The 22,404-nt window shown below is 72.8% G+C and carries 20 protein-coding genes; 4 read left to right on the top strand and 16 right to left on the bottom strand.

Annotated elements, in window-relative coordinates:
• Positions 1 to 2: 2 nt before the first annotated feature.
• Genes iolD through DFJ66_RS25190 form a run of 9 tightly spaced genes read right to left on the bottom strand, consistent with a single transcriptional unit; the run spans position 3 to position 9,286 of the window.
• Positions 3 to 1,859 carry a 3D-(3,5/4)-trihydroxycyclohexane-1,2-dione acylhydrolase (decyclizing) gene (gene iolD, locus DFJ66_RS25230; protein WP_121224416.1) on the bottom strand — a complete coding sequence of 619 codons (1,857 nt, stop codon included), beginning with the start codon at positions 1,857 to 1,859 and terminating at the stop codon, positions 3 to 5.
• Positions 1,856 to 2,737, bottom strand: a complete 882-nt coding sequence (iolB, locus tag DFJ66_RS25225; RefSeq protein WP_121224414.1) for a 5-deoxy-glucuronate isomerase — start codon at positions 2,735 to 2,737, stop codon at positions 1,856 to 1,858. The genes iolD and iolB overlap by 4 nt, the downstream gene beginning before the upstream one ends.
• Positions 2,734 to 3,639 carry a Cgl0159 family (beta/alpha)8-fold protein gene (locus tag DFJ66_RS25220; protein WP_121224412.1) on the bottom strand — a complete coding sequence of 302 codons (906 nt, stop codon included), beginning with the start codon at positions 3,637 to 3,639 and terminating at the stop codon, positions 2,734 to 2,736. The genes iolB and DFJ66_RS25220 overlap by 4 nt, the downstream gene beginning before the upstream one ends.
• Positions 3,636 to 4,565 carry a 5-dehydro-2-deoxygluconokinase gene (gene iolC / locus DFJ66_RS25215; protein WP_121224410.1) on the bottom strand — a complete coding sequence of 310 codons (930 nt, stop codon included), beginning with the start codon at positions 4,563 to 4,565 and terminating at the stop codon, positions 3,636 to 3,638. Before iolC ends, DFJ66_RS25220 begins: the two co-directional genes overlap by 4 nt.
• The gene (locus DFJ66_RS25210; protein ID WP_121224408.1) at positions 4,562 to 5,341 is read right to left on the bottom strand and encodes an ATP-binding cassette domain-containing protein; all 780 of its coding nucleotides are present in this window, start codon (positions 5,339 to 5,341) and stop codon (positions 4,562 to 4,564) included. The genes iolC and DFJ66_RS25210 overlap by 4 nt, the downstream gene beginning before the upstream one ends.
• Positions 5,338 to 6,384: an ABC transporter permease gene (locus tag DFJ66_RS25205; protein ID WP_121224406.1), complete on the bottom strand. Its 1,047-nt coding sequence runs from the start codon at positions 6,382 to 6,384 to the stop codon at positions 5,338 to 5,340. Before DFJ66_RS25205 ends, DFJ66_RS25210 begins: the two co-directional genes overlap by 4 nt.
• Positions 6,385 to 6,394: 10 nt before the next feature.
• The gene (locus DFJ66_RS25200) at positions 6,395 to 7,405 is read right to left on the bottom strand and encodes a sugar ABC transporter substrate-binding protein (protein ID WP_121224404.1); all 1,011 of its coding nucleotides are present in this window, start codon (positions 7,403 to 7,405) and stop codon (positions 6,395 to 6,397) included.
• Between the two features lie 22 nt (positions 7,406 to 7,427).
• The gene (locus tag DFJ66_RS25195) at positions 7,428 to 8,288 is read right to left on the bottom strand and encodes a TIM barrel protein (protein WP_121224402.1); all 861 of its coding nucleotides are present in this window, start codon (positions 8,286 to 8,288) and stop codon (positions 7,428 to 7,430) included.
• Positions 8,285 to 9,286, bottom strand: a complete 1,002-nt coding sequence (locus DFJ66_RS25190; RefSeq protein WP_121224400.1) for a Gfo/Idh/MocA family protein — start codon at positions 9,284 to 9,286, stop codon at positions 8,285 to 8,287. The genes DFJ66_RS25195 and DFJ66_RS25190 overlap by 4 nt, the downstream gene beginning before the upstream one ends.
• Positions 9,287 to 9,414: 128 nt before the next feature.
• On the opposite strand from DFJ66_RS25190, the gene DFJ66_RS25185 reads away from it, so the two are divergent.
• On the top strand, positions 9,415 to 10,416 hold the full coding sequence (locus DFJ66_RS25185) for a LacI family DNA-binding transcriptional regulator (RefSeq protein ID WP_121224398.1): 1,002 nt from the start codon (positions 9,415 to 9,417) through the stop codon (positions 10,414 to 10,416).
• On the top strand, positions 10,413 to 11,903 hold the full coding sequence (locus DFJ66_RS25180) for a CoA-acylating methylmalonate-semialdehyde dehydrogenase (protein ID WP_121224396.1): 1,491 nt from the start codon (positions 10,413 to 10,415) through the stop codon (positions 11,901 to 11,903). Before DFJ66_RS25185 ends, DFJ66_RS25180 begins: the two co-directional genes overlap by 4 nt.
• Positions 11,904 to 11,930: 27 nt before the next feature.
• Here DFJ66_RS25180 and DFJ66_RS25175 read toward each other — a convergent pair whose 3' ends face one another.
• The 4 genes from DFJ66_RS25175 to DFJ66_RS25160 form a co-directional block, all read right to left on the bottom strand.
• Positions 11,931 to 14,984 carry an RNA polymerase sigma factor gene (locus DFJ66_RS25175; RefSeq protein WP_170199641.1) on the bottom strand — a complete coding sequence of 1,018 codons (3,054 nt, stop codon included), beginning with the start codon at positions 14,982 to 14,984 and terminating at the stop codon, positions 11,931 to 11,933.
• A gap of 93 nt (positions 14,985 to 15,077) precedes the next feature.
• Positions 15,078 to 16,598, bottom strand: coding sequence for a tripartite tricarboxylate transporter permease (locus tag DFJ66_RS25170; RefSeq protein WP_121224392.1), 1,521 nt, complete (start codon positions 16,596 to 16,598; stop codon positions 15,078 to 15,080).
• Positions 16,598 to 17,206, bottom strand: a complete 609-nt coding sequence (locus DFJ66_RS25165; RefSeq protein ID WP_121224390.1) for a tripartite tricarboxylate transporter TctB family protein — start codon at positions 17,204 to 17,206, stop codon at positions 16,598 to 16,600. The genes DFJ66_RS25170 and DFJ66_RS25165 overlap by 1 nt, the downstream gene beginning before the upstream one ends.
• Positions 17,203 to 18,180 carry a Bug family tripartite tricarboxylate transporter substrate binding protein gene (locus DFJ66_RS25160; protein ID WP_246030244.1) on the bottom strand — a complete coding sequence of 326 codons (978 nt, stop codon included), beginning with the start codon at positions 18,178 to 18,180 and terminating at the stop codon, positions 17,203 to 17,205. Before DFJ66_RS25160 ends, DFJ66_RS25165 begins: the two co-directional genes overlap by 4 nt.
• 172 nt (positions 18,181 to 18,352) lie before the next feature.
• Between DFJ66_RS25160 and DFJ66_RS25155 the strand changes: the two genes are divergently transcribed.
• A complete protein-coding gene (locus DFJ66_RS25155; protein ID WP_121224386.1) occupies positions 18,353 to 19,891 on the top strand; it encodes a sensor histidine kinase in 1,539 nt (512 codons plus the stop codon).
• Positions 19,888 to 20,556, top strand: a complete 669-nt coding sequence (locus DFJ66_RS25150) for a response regulator (protein WP_121224384.1) — start codon at positions 19,888 to 19,890, stop codon at positions 20,554 to 20,556. Before DFJ66_RS25155 ends, DFJ66_RS25150 begins: the two co-directional genes overlap by 4 nt.
• Here the strand turns inward: DFJ66_RS25150 and arfB are convergent.
• From arfB to DFJ66_RS25135, 3 genes are read right to left on the bottom strand one after another with little or no spacing between them, the layout of a single operon-like run.
• Positions 20,553 to 20,978, bottom strand: a complete 426-nt coding sequence (gene arfB / locus DFJ66_RS25145; RefSeq protein ID WP_121224382.1) for an alternative ribosome rescue aminoacyl-tRNA hydrolase ArfB — start codon at positions 20,976 to 20,978, stop codon at positions 20,553 to 20,555. The two genes, DFJ66_RS25150 and arfB, sit on opposite strands and share 4 nt — an antisense overlap.
• Positions 20,979 to 20,988: 10 nt before the next feature.
• On the bottom strand, positions 20,989 to 21,756 hold the full coding sequence (locus DFJ66_RS25140; protein WP_121224380.1) for a hypothetical protein: 768 nt from the start codon (positions 21,754 to 21,756) through the stop codon (positions 20,989 to 20,991).
• Positions 21,753 to 22,247, bottom strand: coding sequence for a SigE family RNA polymerase sigma factor (locus DFJ66_RS25135; protein ID WP_121224378.1), 495 nt, complete (start codon positions 22,245 to 22,247; stop codon positions 21,753 to 21,755). The genes DFJ66_RS25140 and DFJ66_RS25135 overlap by 4 nt, the downstream gene beginning before the upstream one ends.
• Positions 22,248 to 22,404 lie beyond the last annotated feature (157 nt).

Raw genomic sequence — 22,404 nt, 5'->3', positions numbered from 1 at the left:
GGTCAGGAACCCAGGTACCGGACCTGGTGTTCCTTGCCGGCGGCCACGTCCGCGTGGGCGGCGGCGATCTGCGGGCGGTGGGAGACCTCGGGCACGCCGACCTCCCACCACGCCCCCGCCTCCGTCCACGACGACGGGTGGGTGCGCAGGACGACCACCGCCGGCCGCTGCTCCGTGCGCGCCGCCTCGCGGGCCGCGCGGTAGGCCTCGGGCAGGTCGGCCAGGCCGTCGACCGGGAACACCGCGCAGCCCATCGCCGCCGCGTGGGCCGCGAAGTCGGTGCGCGGGGGCTTGGCGCGCCGGGTGCGGACGTCGTCGTAGAGGTTGTTGAAGCCCTCCCCGCCCTGGCCGGTCTGGAGGCGGTGGATCACCGCGTAGCCGTCGTTGTCGCACACCACGGCCACGAACCCGTGCCCGGCGAACGCGGCGGAGAACAGCTCGGAGTTGAGCATCAGGTACGAGCCGTCACCCACCAGTGTGGTGACCACGCCCTCCTCCCGGGCGATGGCCGCGCCCCACGCGCCCGCCAGCTCGTAGCCCATGCACGAGAACCCGTACTCGACGTCCATGGTGGCCTCGCCGACCGCCCGCCAGCCGCCGATCAGCTCGCCGGGCAGGCCGCCGGACGCGGTCATGACGTAGTCCTCGGGGCCGCTGGCCGCGTTCACCACGCCGACGACCTGCGCGTACGTCGGCAGACCGACCGAGACAGCCCGGAGACCGTCGACGTGGGCGTCCCAGCGGCCACGTTCGAGGGACGCCCGGTCGGACCACGTCGGATCGGCGCGCCAGGTGCCGAGCAGGTCGGTCAGCTCGCGCAGCGCCTCGTCGGCGTCGGCGACCACGGCCAGGCCGCCGTGCTTGACCGCGTCGAACCGGGCGGCGTTGAGGGACACCAGGCGGGCGTCGGGCGCGAACACCGTCCACGACGCCGTGGTGAAGTCCTGGAGCCGCGTCCCGACGGCGAGCACCAGGTCCGCCTCGGCCGCCAAGACGTTCGCGCTGCTCGAGCCGGTGATCCCGAGCGGTCCGGCGTGCAGTGGGTGGTCGTGCGGGACGAGGGTGCGCCCGGCGGTGGTCTCCACGACCGGCACGCCGTGCTGCTCGGCGAACCGCAGCGCCCGCCCGGCCGCGCCCGAGTACCGCACGCCGCCACCCAGCACGAGCAGCGGCCGGCGGGAGGTGCGGACGGCGTCGGCCGCGGCGGTCAGGGCCCGCAGGTCGGGGCGCTGGCGCTGCGGCCGGTGCACGACGGGGGCGAACAGGGCGTCCGGGAAGTCGTAGGCCTCCGCCTGCACGTCCTGCGGCAGCGCGAGCACCACGGGGCCGCAGTCGGCCGGGTCGGTCAGCACCCGCGCGACCTGCGGCAGCGTGGCCAGGAGCTGCTCGGGCCGGGTGATCCGGTCGAAGTACCGGCTGACCGCGCGGAAGGCGTCGTTGACCGTGGTGGTGGGGTCGCCGAAGTGCTCGACCTGCTGGAGCACCGGGTCGGGGGCGCGGCTGGTGAAGGTGTCGCCGGGCAGCAGGAGCAGCGGCAGGCGGTTGGCGTGGGCGACGCCGGCGGCGGTGACCATGTTGAGCGCACCCGGACCGATGGACGAGGTGGCGACCCCGACCTGGCGGCGGTGGGTGGCCTTGCCGATGCCCACGGCGGCCAGCGCCATGCCCTGCTCGTTGTGGCCGCGCCAGACCGGCAGCTCGTCCCGGTGCTCTTCGAGGGCGTTGCCGAGGCCGAGGACGTTGCCGTGGCCGAAGATCGCGAACACGCCCGGGAACAGCGGCGCGGTGGACCCGTCGAGGAGTTCGGTGTGCTGGGCGAGCAGCCAGCGGACCAGGGCCTGGGCCGTGGTGAGGTTCATGCCGTCCGTCCTTCGGCGGTGGTGACCGGGCAGCGCGGGTCGAGCGGCTGGGTGCGCCAGCTGTCGCGGACCCACGTGTGGGCGGGGTCGTCGCAGAACGCCATCGAGCGGTCGGCTCCGGGGCCGGCCAGGACGTTCAGGTAGTACAGCGGGTAGCCGGGGGCGGCGACGCACGGGCCGTGGTAGCCGCGCGGGATGAGGAAGACGTCGCCGTCGCGGACGGTCACGTCCTCGTCGATGGTGCCGTCGTCGGTGTAGGTGCGGTGGAAGCCGAAGCCGTCGCGGGACGGCGTCACCCCGTCGCGACCGGCGACCCGGAAGTAGTAGATCTCCTCGTTGACCACCTCGCACGTGTCGTCGTGCTTGTGCGGCGGGTAGGACGACCAGTTGCCGTCCGGGGTGATCAGCTCGCACGCGATGAGCTTGTCGGCGTGGTCCCACACGCCGGGGACGCCGAAGTTCGTGACCTGCCGGGTGGCGCTGCCCGCGCCCCGGACCTCGACCGGCACGTCCTCCGCCGGGCCGTACTTCGGTGCGAGCCTGCGTTCGGCGCGGGCCATGGGGAGCGCCACCTCGACACCGTCCTTTGTCGACAAAACGACAGTGGCGTCCCGCGGTACGTAGGCGAAGTCGGTGACCCGGGTGAAGACCGAGTCCCGGCCGGCCAGCTCGAAGCGCTCCCCGTCGACCTCGACCGCGCAGCCGCCGGACAGCGGCAGCACGAACGCCTCGAACTCGCCGGTGTCGATCGTCCGCGACTGGCCGGGGTGCAGGAGCAGCACGCGCAAGCCCGTGTACGCCCAGCCGGCGTCCTCGGGGTGCAGTTCGACCGCGTTCTCGCCGTCCGAGAGCGTGCCCAGGGGCCGGTGGAGGTTCACGCGTTCACCCCCGTGCGCGACGCGGTGCGGAGCACTTCGGCGGCGGCTTCGACCGCGCCGGCCACGTCACCGTCCGGCGGGTAGAGCAGGGCGCGTCCGATGACCAGGCCCCGCACGGTCGGGTGGCGCAGGGACCGGCCCCACGACGCCAGGTCGTCCTCCGGCCGGGCCGAGGGCACCCCGCCCAGCACCAGCGCGGGCAGGGTGGTCGCGTCCAGCACCTCGTCCGGCGAGGCGGGCAGCTTGAGCCAGGTGTACGCCGAGGTCACGCCCAGACCGGCCGCCACGCTGCCCGCGCGGGCCAGGGCGGCGGCGTCCTTGCGCAGCACCAGGCGGCCTTCTGCGTCCCGCTCGTAGGGCAGCGGTTCCACCATCGCCATCAGGCCGCGCTCGGCCAGCGCGGACACGGCGGCGGCGCAGCTCTCCAGCGTCGGCACGGTGCCGGGGTCGGAGTCGACCAGGCGCAGCAGCATCTTGCCGCCGTCCAGGCCGCACGCGGCGATGGCGGTCGGGTCGTAGGCGGTGAACCGGTCGTCGATCTCCCAGTCCGCGCCGGCCAGGCCGCCCCGGTTCATCGAGCCGATGACGACCTTGTCGTGCAGGCCGTCGAGCAGCAGGAGTTCCTCGATGACGTCCGGGGTGCCCAGGACGCCGTCCACCGCCGGGTTGGCCAACGCGGTCAGCAGCCGGTCCAGCAGGGAGCGGCGGTCGGCCATCGCGAGCGGGTCCGCGCCGACGCCCAGCGCGCCGCGCGCCGGGTGGTCGGCCGCGACCAGGAACAGCGTGCCCCGGTCGGACAGCAGCCGGTCGCGCCGGCGGCGGGCGAGGTAGGCCCGGCGCACGGCACCGGGGTCGGTGGCCCGGGTGTCCAGCAGGTGCCGCCACTGCTCGTCGGTGATCACAGGTGTGCCTCGATCTCGTCCGGGGTGGGCATGGCGTCGGCGCAGGCCAGGCGGGACGCGACCAGCGCGCCGGCCACGTTGGCGTAGCGGGCGGTGCGGACCGGGTCCCAGCCGGACAGCAGGCCGTGGACCAGCGCCCCGCCGAACGCGTCACCCGCGCCCAGGCCGCACACCACGTCCACCGGGTGCGGTGGGACGGTCCAGCGGCCCTCGGGGGTGGCGACCAGCACGCCCTCCGCGCCCTTCTTGACCAGGGCCAGGTCCAGGCCGCGGGCCAGCAGGCGGTCGGCGGCCTCGTCCGGGTCGGCGGTGCCCACGGCCACCTCGACCTCCGCGCGGTTGCCCACGGCGACCGTCACGTGGTCCAGCAGCCGGCCGATCTCGCGGCGGGCGGTGTCCACGTCCGGCCAGAACATCGGCCGGTAGTCGAGGTCCAGCACGGTGTGCGCGCGCCGGCCGCGGTGTTCCAGCAGCTTGAGCTGGGTGGTGCGCGCCGGTTCGGCGCACACGCCCGTGCCGGTCACCCACAGCAGCGGCACGTCCGCGACGAGGTCCCACGGCACGTCCGCCTCCTCCAGCGTGAGGTCGGGCGCGATCGGCGACCGGTAGAACAGCAGCGGCGGGTCCTCGGGCGGGTCCAACGCGCAGAACACGACCGGGGTCTGGAGCCCGGGAGCCGTGCCGACGTGCGCCGACGACACCCCGAACCCCTCCAGCGCCTGGCGCACGTACGGCCCGAACCCGTCCGGGCCGACCTTCGTCAGCACCGCCGAGGACCGGCCGAGCCGGGCGGCGGCGACCGCCACGTTGGTCGCCGTGCCGCCCAGCGACTTCGCGAACGTCCGCACGCCGGCCAGCGGCACGCCGCTCTGCTCCGGGTACAGGTCCACCCCGACCCGGCCCACCGTCAACACCTCGACGGTCATCCGGCGACGCCCCGCAGCTCGTGCGCCAGCGCCTCCAGCTCCGCGCCGCCCGCCATCTGCCGGGTCAACTCCTCCAGGCTGATCTCGGACTTCTCGTAGCAGCCCAGCGCCCGACCTCGCTTGAGCAGCAGGAACCGGTCGCCCACCGGGTAGGCGTGGTGCGGGTTGTGGGTGATCAGCACGACCCCCAGCCCCCGGTCGCGGGCCTGCGCCACGTACTTGAGCACCACCCCGGCCTGCTTCACGCCCAGCGCGGCGGTCGGCTCGTCCAGGATCAGCACCTTGGCCCCGAAGTGCACGGCTCGCGCGATCGCCACGCACTGCCGCTCGCCGCCGGACAGCGTGCCCACGGGCTGCTCGACGTCCCGCAGGTCGATGCCCATCTCGGCCAGCGCGGTGCGGGTGATCTCCCGGCCCTTCCTGCGGTCGAGGAACTTGAACGGCCCGAACCCGACCGTCGGCTCCGAACCGAGGAAGAAGTTGCGCCACACCGACATCAGCGGCACCACGGCCAGGTCCTGGTACACGGTCGCGATGCCCCGGTCGAGCGCCTCGCGCGGCGACGAGAAGGCGATCTCCTCGCCCTCCACCAGGAACTGCCCCTGGTCGTGCCGGTGCACGCCCGCCAGGACCTTGATCAGCGTGGACTTGCCCGCGCCGTTGTCGCCCAGCACGCAGGTCACCTCGCCCGCGTTGACCACGGCCGAGACGTCCCGCAGTGCGATGACACTGCCGTAGGTCTTGCCGATGTCCTTCACCTCGATGAGTGGCGTCATCGCCGCACCCTCTCCGCCCGCCGCCGCAGGGCGTTGTTGACCAGCACGGCGGCCAGCAGCATCACGCCGAGGAACAGCTGGAACCAGTCGCTGTTCCAGTTGGCGTAGACGATGCCCTGCCGGGCCATGCCGAAGATCAGCGCGCCGATCGCCGCGCCCACCGCCGACCCGAACCCGCCGGTCAGCAGGCACCCGCCGATGACGGCCGCGATGATGAACTGGAACTCCAGCGTGATGCCCTGGTTGGCCTGCACGCTGGTGAACCGCAGGATGTTGATCGACCCCACCAGCCACGCCGCGCCCGCGGTGGTCATGAACAGCAGCACCTTCGTGCGCACCACCGGCACCCCGACCGCGCGGGAGGCCTGGGCCGCCCCGCCGACCGCGAAGATCCAGTTGCCGAACCGGGTCCGCACCAGCACCAGCGACGCCACCACCGTCACCAGGACCCACCACAGGATCGACACCCGGAACGACGTGCCGCCGATGTCGAACGTGGAGGCGAACAGGTAGCCCGCCGACTCGTAGCCCTCGGCGCCGCGCATGCCCGACACCTGCACGGTGCCGGTGACCAGGCGGGTCACGCCCAGGTTGATGCCCTGGAGGCCCAGGAACGTGCCGAGCGTGACGATGAAGCTGGGCAGGCCGGTCCGCATCACCAGCCACCCGTTGAACGCGCCCACGGCCAGCGCGAACGCCAGCGACGCGAGCAGCGCGATCCAGACGTTCCAGCCCAGGCGGGTGGAGAGGATGGCCGTGACCAGCGCGGTGGACGCGGTCATCACGCCGGCGGACAGGTCGAACTCGCCGCCGATCATGAGCAGGGCCACCGCCACCGCCGCGATGCCCAGCGTGGACGCGTCGTCCAGCCAGGTCGCCACGCCACCGGGGCTCAGGAACTGCTCGGTGACCACCGAGAAGAACACGAACACCAGCAACGCGCCGAGCAGTGCGCCGATCTCGGGCCGCACGACGAGCCGGTCGAGCAGACGCGGTGACCCGAGCCGTTCGTCCACGGGTGGTGCTTCCGCAGCCACAGCCATCCCCAGCCCCCTACCTGGTCCCGCGCTTGGCGTACTCGGCGACCTTGTCCACGTTGGACTTGTCCACGAAGCCCGGCCCGGTGAACACCGGCTTGCCGCCGCCGACGGTGTTGGCGTTGTCCCGGTACAGCTTCAGCATCACGATCGGCAGGTAACCCTGCTCGTACTGCTGCTGGTCGACCGCGAACAGCACGTCACCGGACTTGATCGCCTCCGTCACGTCGGCGTTCAGGTCGAACGTCGCCACGGCCGCCTTGGAGGAGGCGCCCTTCGCCGCGCTCACCGAGCTGACCGCGACCTGCGGGTTCAGCGCCAGCACCGCGTCCACGGACGGGTCGGTCTGGAGCGCGCCCTTGATGCGGGACTCCACGTCGGTCGGGTTGTTGATGTCGACCTGGAGGTTGGTGACCGTGCCGCCGAAGCCCGCGCGGGCGCCGTCGCAGCGCTGGTTGAGGCCCACGTTGCCGGCCTCGTGGATCACGCACAGCAGCTTGGTCTTGCCCGCGGCCTTGAGCTTGCGGCCGGCTTCCTCGCCCGCGACGCTCTCCTCCTGGCCGACGTGCGCCAGCGCGCCGAACGACGCGCTCTTGTCGCCGCCGGAGTTGATGGTGATGACCGGGATGCCCGCCTTGACGGCGCTCTCGATCGAGGACTTCAGGGCGTCCGGGTTGGCCATCGACACCACGATGCCGCCGACCTTCTGGGACACCGCGTTGTCGATCAGCGTGGCCTGCCGGCCGGGGTCGCCGTCGGAGTTGTAGTCGACGGTCACGCCGAGCTGCTTGCCCGCGTCGGTCGCGCCGTTCTTCACGACGTTCCAGAACGCGTCGCCCGCCGTGCCGTGCGAGATCACCGCGACCCGCAGGTCACCGCCCGGCTGGGCGGCGCCCGTGTTCTCCTTGTTCTCGTTCTGGTTCGACGCGCCGGGACCGCTGCACGCGGCCAGCAGCACGATGCCCGCTGCCGCGAGGCCCGCGCGCAAGACCTTCTTCGCCCTGTGTGAACGGGGAACGGACGTCATCGTCTCTCCTCGCTGGGGTTGGTCAACCGGTGAACTGGGTGAGGTGCGCGAGGCTGCGCGCGGTGTCGTGCACTGGGGTGTCGACGGGGTCTGCGTCCGACAGCGCGGTGTCCTGCTCCAGGACGAGCCAGCCGGTGTACCCCTTGTCCCGCAGGAGCTCCACCAGCGCCCGGACGTCCACGTCGCCGTCGCCCAGCGGCACGTACATCCGCTGCTGGACCGCGGCCATGTAGCCGGTCTGCCCGTCGCGCACGGTCGCCGCGATGTCGGCCCGCACGTCCTTCAGGTGCACGTGCCCGATCCGCTCCGGGTGGCGGCGGGCCAGCTCGACCGGGTCCGTGCCACCGATGAGCAGGTGACCGGTGTCCAGGCAGAGCGGCAGGTCGGAGTCCGCGAGGAACCGCTCGACCTCGGCGGTCCGCTCGACGTGCGTGCCCACGTGCGGGTGCAGCACGGTTCGCAGGCCGTAGCCGGCGGCGGTGTCCCGGATGCGGGCGGCGGTGGCGACCAACGTCCGCCACTCGTCGTCGGTGAGCTCGGGCCGCTCGTCGTAGCCGTCCAGCCCGGTGGCGGCGGCCAGCACCAGCACGTCCGCCCCGGCGGCGGCCAGCAGCCGGGCGACCCGGTCGGCTTCGGCCAGTGTGGACTCGACATCGGTGTGCAACGTGACCGCGAGGAACCCACCGACGAGCTGGAGGTCATTTTCGCCGAGCAGCTTCTTCAACTCATCCGGGTCGGACGGCAAGTAGTCAGGAGGCCCGAGTTCGGTGGCCTTCAGGCCCAGGGACGACATCTCGCCGAGGACTTGAGCCGGGTCCAGGACGCGGCCCCAGCCCGGGACCTCGCAGACGCCCCACGAGATGGGCGCTCCGGCGATCTTCATGCCGTCACCTCCGCCTGGATGCGGACCGGGGCACCAGACCGCCGCGACTGCTCGCAGGCCTCGGCGAGCTGGAGGCTGATCAGACTCTCCCGCGCCGGCGACGGGTTCGCCACCCTGCCCGCCACCACGTCCACGAACACCGCCATCTCGTTGAGGTAGGCGCGGTGGAAGCGCTCCGCGAAGCCGGGGTAGGCGTCGTGCGCGCGGGGGCCGTCGGGTTCCAGCGAGGTCAGCGGCGTGCGCGGGTCGAGGCCGACGGCCAGGGAGTCCTTGCTGCCGAGCACCTCGATGCGGTGGTCGTAGCCCAGCGGGTCGTGCCGGCCGCCGGCCAGGGTGGCGTGGGCGCCGCCCGCGAACTTCAGCAGCACGACGGCGTTGTCCACGTCGTCGGCGTCGGCGAAGGCCTGGTCGACCAGCACCGACCCGGACGCGTACACCTCCACGACGGGCTGTCCGACCAGCCACGGCACCGCGTCCAGGTCGTGGATGAGCAGGTCGCGGAAGATGCCGCCGGAGTGCGGCAGGTAGGAGAAGTCGGGTGGGTTGGCGTCGTTGCCGATCGCGCGCACCAGGTAGACCTCGCCCACCTCGCCGGCGCGGAGGCGGCGGTGCAGCTCGGCCACGGCGGGGTCGAACCGGCGCTGGAAGCCGACGAGCACCTCGACGCCGGACTTCTCGACGTCCGCGACCAGGGCGGACATCTCGTCCAGGTCGGCGGCGATGGGCTTCTCGCACAGCGTCGGCACGCCCGCCGCGACCGCTTCGCGCAGCAGCGCCGGGTGGGTGGTGGTGGGCGTGGCGAGCAGCACGCCGTCACAGGCCGTGAGCAGGTCGGCCAGGTCGTCCACGCTCTTGGTCCCCGGCAGGCCGGCCGACGCCTGGGCGGCGCGGCCCGGCACCGGGTCGAACAGCAGCACCTCGTCCACCTGTTCCAGGCCGGCCAGGTTGGTGGCGTGCATGGTGCCGATCCGGCCGACTCCGGCAACTCCGATCCGCATCCGGAGGTCTCCGTCCTGGTAGGAGGGGCTTGTCGTTAGAGCGCTCTATTGGTTGGAGCGCTCTAATGCTGTAGCCTCCGTCACACCGAAGTCAAGGGCGAGTTTCGCGACTCGCGAGGGAGGTGCCCGTGGTCCGGCCCACCATGGAGGACGTCGCCGCGCGTGCGGGGGTGTCCCGCGCGCTGGTGTCACTGGTGATGCGGGGATCACCCAAAGTGAGCGAGCAGCGGCGCAACGCGGTCCTCAAGGCCGCCGAGGAGCTCGGGTACTCGCCGCACGCGATGGCCCGCTCGCTGGCCAGCCGGACGTCCCACGTGCTCGGCGTGATGGTGTCCGACCTGCACAACGCGTTCTTCGCGGAGGTCGTGGACGGCCTCGACGCGGTGGCGAGCGAGCAGGGCTTCGACCTGATCATCAACACCGGTGGCCGCAGTCCCGCCCGGGAACGTCGAGCGGTGCACAGCCTGCTGTCCTTCCGGCCCGCCGGGCTCGCGCTGCTGTCCCCGGTGGTGCCCTCGGCGGCGATCAAGTCGGCGGCCGACCAGACCGCCGTCGTCCTGGTCGCCCGGTCCTCACGCCTGTCCACTGTGGACACCGTCAACGACGACGGCGAACGCGGCATCGGGCTCGCCGTCGACCACCTGGTGTCGTTGGGGCACACCAGGATCGCCCACCTCGACGGCGGTGAGGGCACCCAGTCCGCACCCCGCCGCCGGGGCTACCTCGCCGCGATGGAGGCGCACGGCCTGCCCCCGCGCGTGGTCGCCAGCGAGTACACCGACGCCGCCGGCGCGAAGGCCGTGCAGGAACTGCTGCGCGACGGCGAGATGCCCACCGCCCTGGTGTGCTGCAACGACTTCAACGCCGTCGGCGCGATCTCGGCGCTGGAGGACGCCGGGTACCGCGTCCCGCACGACGTGTCCGTCGTCGGCTACGACAACACGTCCCTGGCCGCCCTCCGACACGTCTCGCTCACCACGATCGACCAGCCGCGCAACGAGTTCGGCCGCCTGGCCGCCGAAGCGCTGCTGCAACGCGTGCGCGGGGAGCGCACCGAGCCCGTCCGGCACCTGCTGCACCCGTCCCTGGTCGTCCGCAACACCACCGCTGCCCCGGGAGGACCCCGTTGAGCACCACCATCCCCCACTGGATCGACGGCACCCGCACCACCGGCGTCGCCACCCGCACGTCCGACGTGTTCGACCCGGCCACCGGGGAGGTATCCGGTCGGGTCGTGCTGGCCGACCAGGCCGACGTCGACACGGCCGTGGAGTCGGCGCTCAAGGCCTCGGTGGCGTGGGGCGAGTCCTCGCTGTCCACGCGCAGCCGCGTGCTGTTCAAGTTCCGCCAACTCGTGGACGACCACCGCGACGAACTGGCCGCGCTGATCACCGCCGAACACGGCAAGGTGCTGTCCGACGCCGCCGGCGAGGTGCAGCGGGGCCTGGAGGTCGTCGAGTTCGCGTGCGGCATCCCCCACCTGCTCAAGGGCGAGCACGCCGAGCAGGTGTCACGCGGGGTGGACGCGTACTCGCTGCGCCAGCCGCTGGGCGTGGTCGCGGGCATCACGCCGTTCAACTTCCCCGTCATGGTGCCGATGTGGATGTTCCCGGTGGCGATCGCGGCCGGCAACGCGTTCGTGCTGAAGCCGTCCGAGCGCGACCCGTCCGCGTCGGTCCGGTTGGCCGAGCTGTTCCAGGAGGCCGGCCTGCCCGACGGGGTGCTCACCGTGCTCCAGGGGGACGCGGTGGCCGTGAACGCCCTGCTCGACCACCCCGACGTGTCGGCGGTGTCGTTCGTCGGGTCCACCCCCATCGCCCGACACGTCTACGCGCGTGGCACCGCCGCCGGCAAGCGCGTGCAGGCGTTGGGTGGCGCGAAGAACCACATGGTGGTGCTGCCGGACGCCGACCTGGACGTCGCGGCGGACGCGGCCGTGTCGGCGGGCTACGGCAGTGCCGGCGAGCGGTGCATGGCGATCTCCGTGGTGGTGGCGGTCGGGGATGTCGGCGACGCCCTGGTGGAGAAGATCGCCGAACGCACCCGTTCCCTGGTCACCCTGCCCGGCACCGACCCCCGCGCCCAGATGGGACCTCTCGTGACGGGCGTCCACCGGGACCGGGTTCGGTCCTACGTGGACGCCGGCGTCGCGGAAGGCGCTTCCCTGGTGGTGGACGGCCGGGACTACGCGCCGGACGGACACCCGAACGGCTTCTGGCTGGCCCCGACCCTGTTCGACCACGTGACCCCGGAGATGTCGGTGTACCGGGACGAGATCTTCGGGCCGGTGCTGGGTGTCGTGCGCGTGCCGACGTTCGAGGACGCGGTGGAGTTGGTCAACGCCAACCCGTACGGCAACGGCGCGGCGATCTACACCGGGGACGGCCTGGCGGCGCGCGAATACCAGCGGCGGGTGCACGTGGGCATGGTCGGGATCAACGTGCCCATCCCGGTGCCGATGGCGTACTTCTCGTTCGGCGGGTGGAAGGACTCGCTGTTCGGCGACACGCACGTGCACGGGGCGGAGGGCGTGCGCTTCTACACGCGGGCCAAGGCCATCACCGCCCGGTGGCCCCGCCAACACGGCATCGACCTCGGCTTCCCCACCCACGGCTGACCCCCGCCGCCGCCCACCCCGCCGGGGTCACCGGTCGGGTGGGCGCAGGTAGGACAGCGCGAAGGCGGAGTCCGCGGGTCGGCCCGCAGCGTCGAAGCACCACACGCCCAGCTCGACCGCACCCCGGGCCATGTAGCCGTTGAGGGCGGCCACCGAGCAGGTCCGCACCTCGTCGCCCAGCACGCTGACCTGCACGGTGTCGGTCGGCCACACCCGCGTCTGGAACCCCAGCGTCGTGTACTTCACCGTGTACCGGCCGGGGGCCGTCCGGACCACCGAAGGCACCTCGCCGGTGGTGCTGAACGAATTCCCCACCGTCCCCGCCGGCCCCACCGCGAGGTAGCCGGACGGGACCGGATCTCCGTGCAGGCCGGTGTCGGTGACGTAGCTGAGCTGCCACGTCGTGTCCCGGTCGCACGACACGCGGATGGTCGTCCCCACGGTGTGGCGGCAGCGGGCGAAGGTGCCGGTCGGGGTGAGCTGGGCGTGGCCGGCGGTCGCGGCGACCTCGTACTCGCCCACGCCGAGCCGGGTGGCGTCCGCCGAGGTCACCAACCGGCCGGTGCCCACGTAGACGTGGAAAGCCGTGTTCTTCGGTGTTCCCACGGCGGTGTGGCAGTTCACGCCGACCAGGGCGTCCTCGCCGTCGACCCGCTGGTCGCGGACCACGCACACGTCACCGCTCTGCGAGTGGGCGGTCACATGGGCCACGGGTGACTTGGCCAGACCGGGCATGCGGACGGTGTACTCGCCCACCCCCGTGCGCACGATGCTCGCCTTGCGCGCCCACCAGTGGTCGTTGCCCGGCAGGTAACCGCCCCACGTCGACCACTGGTGGTTCGGGTTGAGCTGTGCGGGCACGCCGAGCGGGGTCGTGTACTGGTGGACCTGCGTGTAGCCCCAGCCCGGACGGCTCGGGCCGGGGTCGGCGGGCTGGAGCGGCCCCACCGGCTCGTCCTCCGCGAAGGGCGGGCGGATGGTGGCGATCCCGAAGTTCCGGTCCGCCAGCGCACCCGTCTCGTCCACGCACTGCACGTCCACCCAGACCTCGCCCAACGGGTAGGTGAACGTGTGCCACCACTGCGTGTGGCAGTACCCGGACTCGGTCGCACCCGAGAACGCCGTACCGCCCCACGTCCCGACGCCCTTGACCAGCACCCGGTACTGCCCGACGCCCAACCGGTGCAGGGTGAACGCGCCGCCGGTGGAGTTGTAGGAGCGCGTCGGGTCGATGCGCAGGTCCGGTGCGACGCCGGTGGTCTGCGCGTACGCGCCCACCTGGCCTGCCGGGGCGACCCGTTGGACGTGGGTCGCGGCCCACCGGGTGTCGCGGTCGCAGTGCACGCGCAGAGTCCGCCCCCGCACACCCGAGGACTGGCAGCGCGCGAACTCCGGCCCGTACGGCGTGACCTGCGTGTACCCGCTGACCTCGCTCGGCAGGTCGACCTCGTACGTGCCGACGCCGGTCCGGCGGACGGGTGCGTCGGGGCCGATCACGGTGGTGCCGGGCGCGGGTTCGGCGACGAGGACGTTGAAGCGGGTGTCCGCGGGGGTGCCGCCCTCGGCGCACGCGACCACCACGACCTGGTCCGCGCCCGACCTCCGGTTGTCCCGCACGACGCACCCGACCGGTCGGGCCACGGCGTAGAAGGTCACCGTGGCGTGCGCGACCGACGTGTCCGACGCCTGTCCCGGGAACCGCAACCGGTACACGCCGGTGTCCTCCCGGGTCACGGTGGCGGGCTGCGGCGTGCCCCACTGCCAGGTGGCGGACAGCTCGGTCTCCTCCCCGATCGGCGACCGCCACGGCTCGACCCGGGCATAAGCCCACTTCGGCGCGGGCGGTGGTGGGGGCGGCGGGGCGATGGACGTGGTCGAGGTGGGAGGCGTTGCGGAGGTGGAGGTGGGCGTTGGTGAGGTCGCCGGGGGTGGGTCGTCCGGAGCGGAGGTCGAGGTCGGAGCGGGGCGAGCGGCCGAGGTGCGAGCGGAGGTGGCGGTCGGCGTGGGGCTGAGCGCGATGACGGGCTGTGCGCCCTGCGGGGGCGTCTCGGTCGACAAGGTCGGCACGTAAGGCGGTGCCGTGACCTGCGTGGTCGGCAGCGACACCGACACGCCCACCTCCGGCTGGGTCGCCAGCACCGCGATCACCGCCGCCGCGACCAGCCCGATCCCGCCCGCCGCGACCCGCACCAGCGCCGGGTTCTCCTGCGCCGCCCGGACCGCGGCGTCCACCCCGGGCAGGCTCATCACCCGCGACCCCAACGACCCGAGGAACCTCGGCGCGGTCGCGAACTCCGTCCCCCGGCCGAAGAACGCCAACGCCGTGCGCCGGTGTTCGTCGTCGTGCGCCACGCCGATCAGGCCCGGACCCAGCGCCCACCGCGCGCAGTCCCGAGCCTCGACCCGGCGCGCCCCGCACACCGAGCACTCCGCCGCGTGGTCGAGCACGAGCGTGGACTGCTTGGGGTCGAACGGGGTGGTCACCAGGGCGGCCAGTCGGGCACAGCGCGACGCGCCCACGTGCCCGATGACGTAGGAGGTGACGGCGTTCTCGGTGGCCTTGCGGGCGCGTTGGAGCTGGCGGTCGGCCTGGCCGCGCGGCACGCCCAGCTCCTCGGCCAGCTCGGCACCGACGACGAGCCGGCCGCGCTGGGCGGTGAGCCGGATGTGCGCGGCCATCACCGGGCGCAGGCCGGCGGGCACCCCGGACAGCGCGCCGCGCAGGACGTCCAGGACCCGGGCCCGGGTCATCAGGTCCTCGACGTCGGTGTCCGGGTCCACGGCCTGGTCCGGGACGTCCCGGTCGTCGCGGCGCGAGGAGTCGGTGTAGTGGGCTTTGAGCAGGTTGTGGGCGATGCCGGTCAGCCACGCGTCCAGCTCGCGCGGCTCCTGCCCGTTGCGCAGGCCCTCCAGGGCGCGCACGACGACCTCGCTGACCAGGTCGTCCACCTCGTCGGCGTGGCGCACGCGGGTCCGGAAGAACGGCCGGAGCTTGGTCTGGCAGCGCGCGAAGAGCTCGCGCCGGGCCGTCGCGTCGCCCGCGCGCAGTCGGTTGAGGAGGGGTAAGTCCTCGGCACCCATCATCGACACCATCTCCACCGGTCGGGGTCGTGTTACCTCCGGTGGGGACGTGCGCGCCGGAACCGGGATCTCCCCGGTTCCGGCGAACTTCTTCTACGCGTCCACCTTTTCCCGCTCGACCTGCGGAGACGGCTCGGGCTTGCGGACCAGCCGCCGGATCAGCGGCCACGCCAGCAGCACGGCCACGACCGCGTACACGGCGATCGAGAACGGCGTGTTGACCAGCCCGTCCAGCGACCCGTCGGACAGCTGGAGCGCCCGCCGCATCTGCTGCTCGGCGGCCGGGCCGAGGATGGTGCCGATGATCGCGGGCAGCACGGGCAGGCCGTAGCGGCGCATCGCGAAGCCCAGCACGCCGATCACGAACATGACCAGCAGGTCGAAGACGTCCGCGTTGACCGCGTACGCACCCACGCTCGCGAAGAACAGGATCCCCGCGTACAGGTAGGGCCGGGGGATGCGCAGCAGCTTCGCCCACACCGGCGCGAGCGGCAGGTTCAGCACCAGCAGCAGCGCCAGACCGATGAACAGGGACGCGATCAGGCCCCACACCAGCGCCGACTCCCGCTGGAACAGCAGCGGGCCGGGCTGGATGCCGTACTGCTGGAACGCCGCCAGCATGACCGCCGCGACCGCCGTCGTCGGCAGGCCCAGGGTCAGCATGGACACCAGCGTGCCCGCGGCCGACGCGGACGCCGTCGCCTCCGGCCCGGCCACGCCCTCGATCGCGCCCTTGCCGAACTCGTCGCGGTGCTTGGACAGCCGCTTCTCGGTCACGTACGACAGGAAGGTCGGGATCTCCGCGCCGCCGGCCGGGACCGCGCCGAACGGGAACCCGATGAGCGGCCCGCGCAACCACGGCTTCCACGCCCGCTTCACGTCCGCGCGCCCCAGCCACGGCCGACCGACCGGGATCGCCTCGGCGGACTTGCGGCGCAGGTGGGCGGCCACCCACAGCGACTCGCCGACCGCGAACAGCGCCACCGCGACCACGACGACGTCGATGCCGTCCGCGAGGTGCAGGGACCCGAACGTGAGCCGCTGCTGGCCAGTCATCTCGTCCAGCCCGACCAGGCCGATGGTGAGGCCGATGAGCAGGGACGCGAACCCGCGCACGCGGGACGCGCCGAGCACGGACGTGACCGCGATGAACGCCAGGACCATGATCGCGAAGAAGTCCGGCGCACCGATGTCCACGGCGTACTTCGCGACCGTGGGCGCCAGCAGGACGAGCAGGGTCGTGCCGATGATGCCGCCGACGAAGTGCCCGATCGCGGCCGCCGCAAGCGCTTGCGCACCCCGGCCCTTCCGCGCCATCGGGTTGCCGTCGATCGCCGCGACCACCGCCGCGCTCTCACCCGGGGTGTTGAGCAGGATCGACGTGGTCGAGCCGCCGAACATGCCGCCGTAGTAGATGCCCGCGAACATGATGAACGCGCCCGTGGGCTCCAGGCCGTAGGTGATCGGCAGCAGCAGGGCCACCGCCATCGCCGGTCCGATGCCCGGCAGCACGCCGATCGCCGTGCCGAGCAGGACGCCCAGCGCCGCCAGCGCCAGGTGGGTCGGGGTCAGCGCGGTGGCGAACCCCGCCACCAGGTTGCCGAAGACGTCCATCACAGCACCCCCACCAGCGGACCGCCGGGCAGTGGCACGCCGAGCAGGTCGTTGAACAGGAAGAACGTCAGCAGCGACAGCCCGGCCGCGATCAGCGGGTCGCGGACGACGTGCCGGCTGCCCAACGCGTAGGCGGCGCCCCAGAACAGCACCGCGCCGGAGATCGGGAACCCGACCACGCCGATCAGCGCCGCGTTGGCCAGGAACGCCCCGCACAGCAGCAGCACGGTCCGCCAGTCGGCGGGCGCGGCCAGGTCGACGTCCTCGCCGCCTTCGGCTTCGCCCCGACCGCCCTTCAGGACGTCCCGGGCGAGCAGCGCCGCCACCAGCAGCAGCCCCACGCCGACCACGACCGGCACCGCCTTGGGTCCGACGGGGCCGCGCTGGGCGAAGTCGGTCGGGATGCGGATCGCGTCCACCAGGACCAGCCCGCCCAGCGCCACCAGCACGGCGCAGATGCCCAGTTCAGAATGTTCCCGCCACCACGAGCGGCGGCCACCCTCGCTCCCGGCCACGGCGCTGCCGCGCGCCCCGCTCCCGGCCGCTACGCGGTCGGGCTGCCCACCCCGGTCGGGGGACGGGCCGCGACCTTCCAGTTCCGTCGTCATGCCAGCCCCAAGTCCTTCAGCACCGTCGCCACTCGCTCGTTCTCCTCCCGCAGGAAGTCACCGAACTCCGCGCCGGGCGCGAAGGCGTCGGTCCAGCCGTTGCGCGCCAACGCCTCCCGCCACTGCGGGGTCCCGTGCAGGTCCGTGAACAGGTCCACCAGCCGGGCGCGATCGGCGTCCGACACCCCCGGCGGCGCGACCACGCCGCGCCAGTTGCTGAACTCGACGTCCACGCCCGCCTCCCGCAGCGTGGGGGCGTCCACCCCGGACACCCGCTGTCCGCTGGTCACCGCCAGCACGCGCAGCTGCCCGGCCTCGATCTGGTCCCGGTACTCGCCCACCCCGGACACGCCGAACGCGACCTTCCCGCCCAGCACGGACGCCAGCAGCTCGCCGCCGCCGTCGAACGGGATGTAGTTGACCTGCTTGGGCGGCAGCCCCACGGCCTTGGCGATGAGCATGGGGGCGAGGTGGTCCGGGCCGCCGGGCGAGGAGCCGCCGCCGACCTGCACCGCGCCCGGGTTCGCCTTCCAGGCGGTGATCAGCTCGTCCAGCGTCCGGTACGGCGAGTCCTTGCCGACCACGACGATGTCCGGCTCCTCGATGAGCCTGGCGATCGGCGTGGTGTCCAGCAGGGACGACGGCGACTTGTTCGTGTAGACGCTGCCCACCACGCCCAGGCCCATCGACATGACGAGCTTGCCGTTGCCGCGCTCGTTGACCGTGCGCCCGAGGCCGACGGTGCCGCCCGCGCCGGGCAGGTTGAACACCTCGGCGTTGCGGATCAGGTCGGCGTCCTCCATGGCCTTGGCGGCGGTGCGCGCGGTGACGTCGTAGCCGCCGCCCGGCGAGTTGGGCACCAGCACCCGCAACCCGCGCAGAGCGGCCCCGCCGGTGTCGCCGCCCGAGGTCAGCAGCGGCGGCACCAGCACGACGGCCGCCAGCGCCGCGGCCACTGCGAGCCAGCCCTTCAGCCGCCCGGGGCGTCGTGCGGTCGCCCGCCGCGACGGCCGTTCGGTGGTCGGTGTCGCCACTGTGATCCCCGCCTCTCTTCCGCGTGGTTGGACATGTTGCACTCGTGTAAACAGGGAAGTCCCGCTTGCGCGCCTAGAGGTTTTTTTGGTCGTTGTGGTCACGGAGGTGCCCATGGGTGGACGTGGGTCGCTGGCCCGCCAGCTGCTCGTGTGGCAACTGGTAGTGGTCCTCGCGCTGCTGTGCGCGGTGGGTGTGCTGTCCGTCGTCCAGGCGGGGGCGAACTTCCGCACGACCGAGGGACGCCGGATGCTGTCCGTGGCCGAGGACACCGCCGCCACCGCGGGCGTGCGCACGGCACTGGCCGATCCGCTGCGGCACTACGCGCTGGCCCCGTTCGCCACGACCGCGCAGAGCCTGTCCGGCGCGAGCTACGTGGTCATCGCCGGCGCCGACCGCAGGGTCCTCACCTCACCCGACCCGCGCCAGGTCGGCGAACCGCTGGAGCTGGGCGACAGCACCGCCCTCCAGGGCCGGTCGTGGGTCGGTGAACTGGGTGGTGCGACCGTCGCGCACGTCCCCGTGATCGGCGACGACGGCCGCGTCCTCGGGGTCGTCGCCGCCGGGCAGCAGGCGCCGGGGTTCTGGGAGGGTGTGCTGGACTCGCCGGACAACGCGCTGCGGCTGCTCGGCGTGGCGCTGGTGATCGGCGTCGCCGGGTCGCTGCTGCTGGCCCGGCGGGTCAAGAACCAGACGCTCGGGTTGGAGCCGCACGAGATCACGGCCCTGGTCGAGTACCGGGAGGCGTTGCTGCACGGCATCAAGGAGGGCGTCTTGGCGCTGGACCCGCAGCACCGGGTCACCCTCGTCAACGACCACGCGCGGGAGCTGCTGAACCTGCCCGAGGACGCCGTGGGCCGGTCCGTGGACGACCTCGGCGTGGACGAGCGCCTGCGGGACGTGCTGACCGGCCGCGTGACCGGTGCCGACCAGGTCGCGCTCGGCGAGGGCCGGGTCCTCACACTGAACCGCATGCCCCTCGACGTGCACGGCTCGGTCGTCACCCTGCGCGACCGCACGGAACTGATGACCCTCCAGGACGAACTGGACGCCAGCCGGCACGCCACCGACACCCTGCGCGCCCAGGCCCACGAGTTCAGCAACCGCCTGCACACCATCGCCGGCTTGGTCGAGCTCGGCGAGTACGACGAGGTGCGGGGCTTCATCAGCCGGATCAGCAACGCCCAGGGCCGGTGGCGCGCGGAGGTGTCGTCCCGCATCGCCGACCCGGCCGTGGCGGCCCTGCTGATCGCGAAGTCGAGCCTGGCGGCGGAACGCGGCATCGGCCTGCGCATGGACCCGGCGAGTTTTCTGTCCACAGTGGACGACGTCCTGTCGACGGATCTGGTGACAGTGCTGGGGAACCTGGTCGACAACGCGCTGGACGCCTTGACCGAACAGGGCTGGATCGAGGTCCTGGTACGACTGGCGGACGGCGAAGTCCTCGTCGTGGTCCGGGACTCCGGCCCCGGTGTCGCGCCCGAACTGGCCGAGGAGGTGTTCCGCCACGGTTTCACCACCAAGGCCGCCGAACAGGGTCCTCGAGGCCTGGGCCTGGCCCTGATCCGCCAGACCTGCCTGCGCCGCGGCGGTTCCGTGCACGTGGACGGCGCAGTGTTCACCGCGCGGCTCCCGGTGGAGGTGGCGGCGTGATCAGGGTTCTGGTGGTGGACGACGACTTCATGGTCGCGAAGGTCCACAGTGGATACGTCTCGCGAACCCCGGGTTTCGAGGTGGTCGGCGTCGCCCACACCGGCGCGGACGCCCTCCGACTGGTGCGCGAACTGCGCCCGGACCTGGTCCTGCTGGACATCTACCTGCCCGACCTCGACGGCTTGGGCGTTCTCCGCGAACTCCGCTCCGGCCCGGACGACGTGGACGTCATCGTGATCACCGCCGCGACCGACGTGGACACCGTGCGCAGCGCCATGAGGGGCGGGGTGCTGCACTACCTGATCAAACCGTTCGAGTACGCGGCCCTCAGGGACCAACTGGCGCACTTCGCCGCCCTGGACCGACGCCTGGACCAGCTGGCATCGGCGGGCCAGGCCGACGTGGACCAGGTCTTCGGCGCCCGCCCCACCACCTTCACCCGCCTGCCCAAGGGCTTGAGCGCACCAACCGCGGCCCTGGTGGAACGGGTGCTGCGGGAGCGCCCCGAGGGCATCTCGGCGACGGAGTGCGCGGAGGCGACGGAACTGGCCCGCGTATCGGCACGGCGCTACCTGGAGCACTTCGTGGCGATCGGGAAAGCCGAAGTGCGCTTGCGCTACGGCGGCACCGGCCGCCCGGAACGCCAATACGTGTGGCTGGCCTAGTCCCAGCGGCCGGTGCGGCCCTGTTTCGTCTGCGCCCGCCGCTTCTTCTCCGCGATCCGCCGTTCCTGCGACCCCTTCGTCGGCTTGGTCGGCCGGCGCTTCGGGGGCGGCGGTGCGGCGGCGTCACGCAGGAGGCGGACCAGCCGTTCCCGAGCGGCCTGGCGGTTCTTCAGCTGCGTCCGGTGTTCGCTGGCCGCGATGGTCAGGACGCCGTCCACCAGGCGGTTGTCCAGTCTCGCCAGCATCCTGGCCCGCAGGTGCTCCGGCACCGCCGGCGACGACGCCAGGTCGAAGGACAGCTCCACCCGGCTGTCCGCCGTGTTCACGCCCTGTCCGCCGGGGCCGGAGGACCTGGAGAAGCGTTCGCTCAACTCGGCCGCCGGCACCACCAGCGTCCGCGTCACCACCAGGTCCTCGGCCACGGCGTCAAGGTTAGAACGTCAACCCGGGGATCGCCGCCACCTTTACCGCCTCCTCGGCCGTCAACGGCGCGTTGCCGTTGCTGGTCGCCTTGTCGCTGCTGTTGTGCACCTGCACGTGGACCCGTCCGCCCGGGATGGCCACGTCCACCAGCAACAACGTGCGCTCCTCGAACGAACTCCGGCTCACGAACGCCGTCCGGCCGTCCGGCAGCCGCACGGTCTCGCAGCCGGGCTCGCACTTCGGCTCGTCACCGGGCACGAGGTAGACCAGCACCATGCCGCGGCCCGCCTCGGTCGTGACCTCGGTGACCGACTTGTACTGGTTGCCCGACGCGGCGAACGTCCACGGCGTCATCGGGTCACCCGGGATCGGCGCCACCCGCGCACCCGCCGGCAGCGACCCGGCCAGCAGCGCGGTCAGCTGCGCCGCCCGCTCGTCGGTCACCGGACGCGGCGGCTGCGGCACCGGCATCGTCTGCGGCCCGCCCGTGGTTCCCGGCTTGGTCGTCTCCGTCGCCATCGAGGTGGTGGACGGCGAGGCCGTGGTGGTCAGCGACACCGTCGGCTGCGACGCCACCTGCACCGACCCGCCTCCCCCGCTCGACCCGAGCATCGCGGGCACGCACACGACGGTCGCGGTGGCCAGCACGGCGACGCCGGCCGCCACGCGGCGCACGGTCACCCGGCGCTTGCCGGTCTTCATGATCCCGGGCAGGTCGAGGGTGAGCGGGGGCTCGCCGTCGAACGCGGTTTCCAGGGTCTGCTTGATGTCGGTCATCGCTGCTCCTCGAAGACGTGGCGGCCGAGAAGCTCCCGCAGCGTGGCCAAACCCTTCGCCGCCTGGCTCTTCACGGTGCCTTCGGACCGACCGAGGAGGCGGGCCGTCTCGGTGATGCTCAGGTCCTCCCAGTAGCGCAGGACCACGACGGCGCGCTGCCCCCGGGGCAGGGCCGCGAGCGCGTCCCGGACGTCCAGGTCGGCGGGAGCGGCGCCGGACACGGGTGTGTCCGGCAACCGCTCCACGACCGTCTCCCGGCTGCGGAACCCGCGCCGCGACTCGTCGATGCTCGCGCGGACCAGTGTCTTGCGCGCGTACGCGTCCACGGCCCCGTCCTTGCGGACGCGCGGCCAGGCCACGTACAGCTTGGTCAACGCGGTCTGCACCAGGTCCTCGGCCCGGTGCCAGTCCCCGCACAGCAGGTACGCGGTCCGCCGCAGCACCAGCGCACGGGCTGCGACGAACTCGGCGAACTCGCGGTCGCGTTCCACTCGCCCTCCCTCAGTCGCCGCTCAATACGGCACCGGGACCGCGGGAGGTTGCCTCACCGCTCGAAGGTGATCCCGGTGCGCCGCGGCCGGCACGAACGCTGTCGTCGCGGCCGCGACGATCGCGACCAAGGCGCTGAGGATGCCCGCCGACCACGAA

Source organism: Saccharothrix variisporea (assembly GCF_003634995.1).
GTDB classification, from domain to species: Bacteria; Actinomycetota; Actinomycetes; order Mycobacteriales; family Pseudonocardiaceae; genus Actinosynnema; species Actinosynnema variisporeum.
Note: the sequence above shows the minus strand (reverse complement) of the source record. Positions and strands in the feature narration are given on the sequence as shown.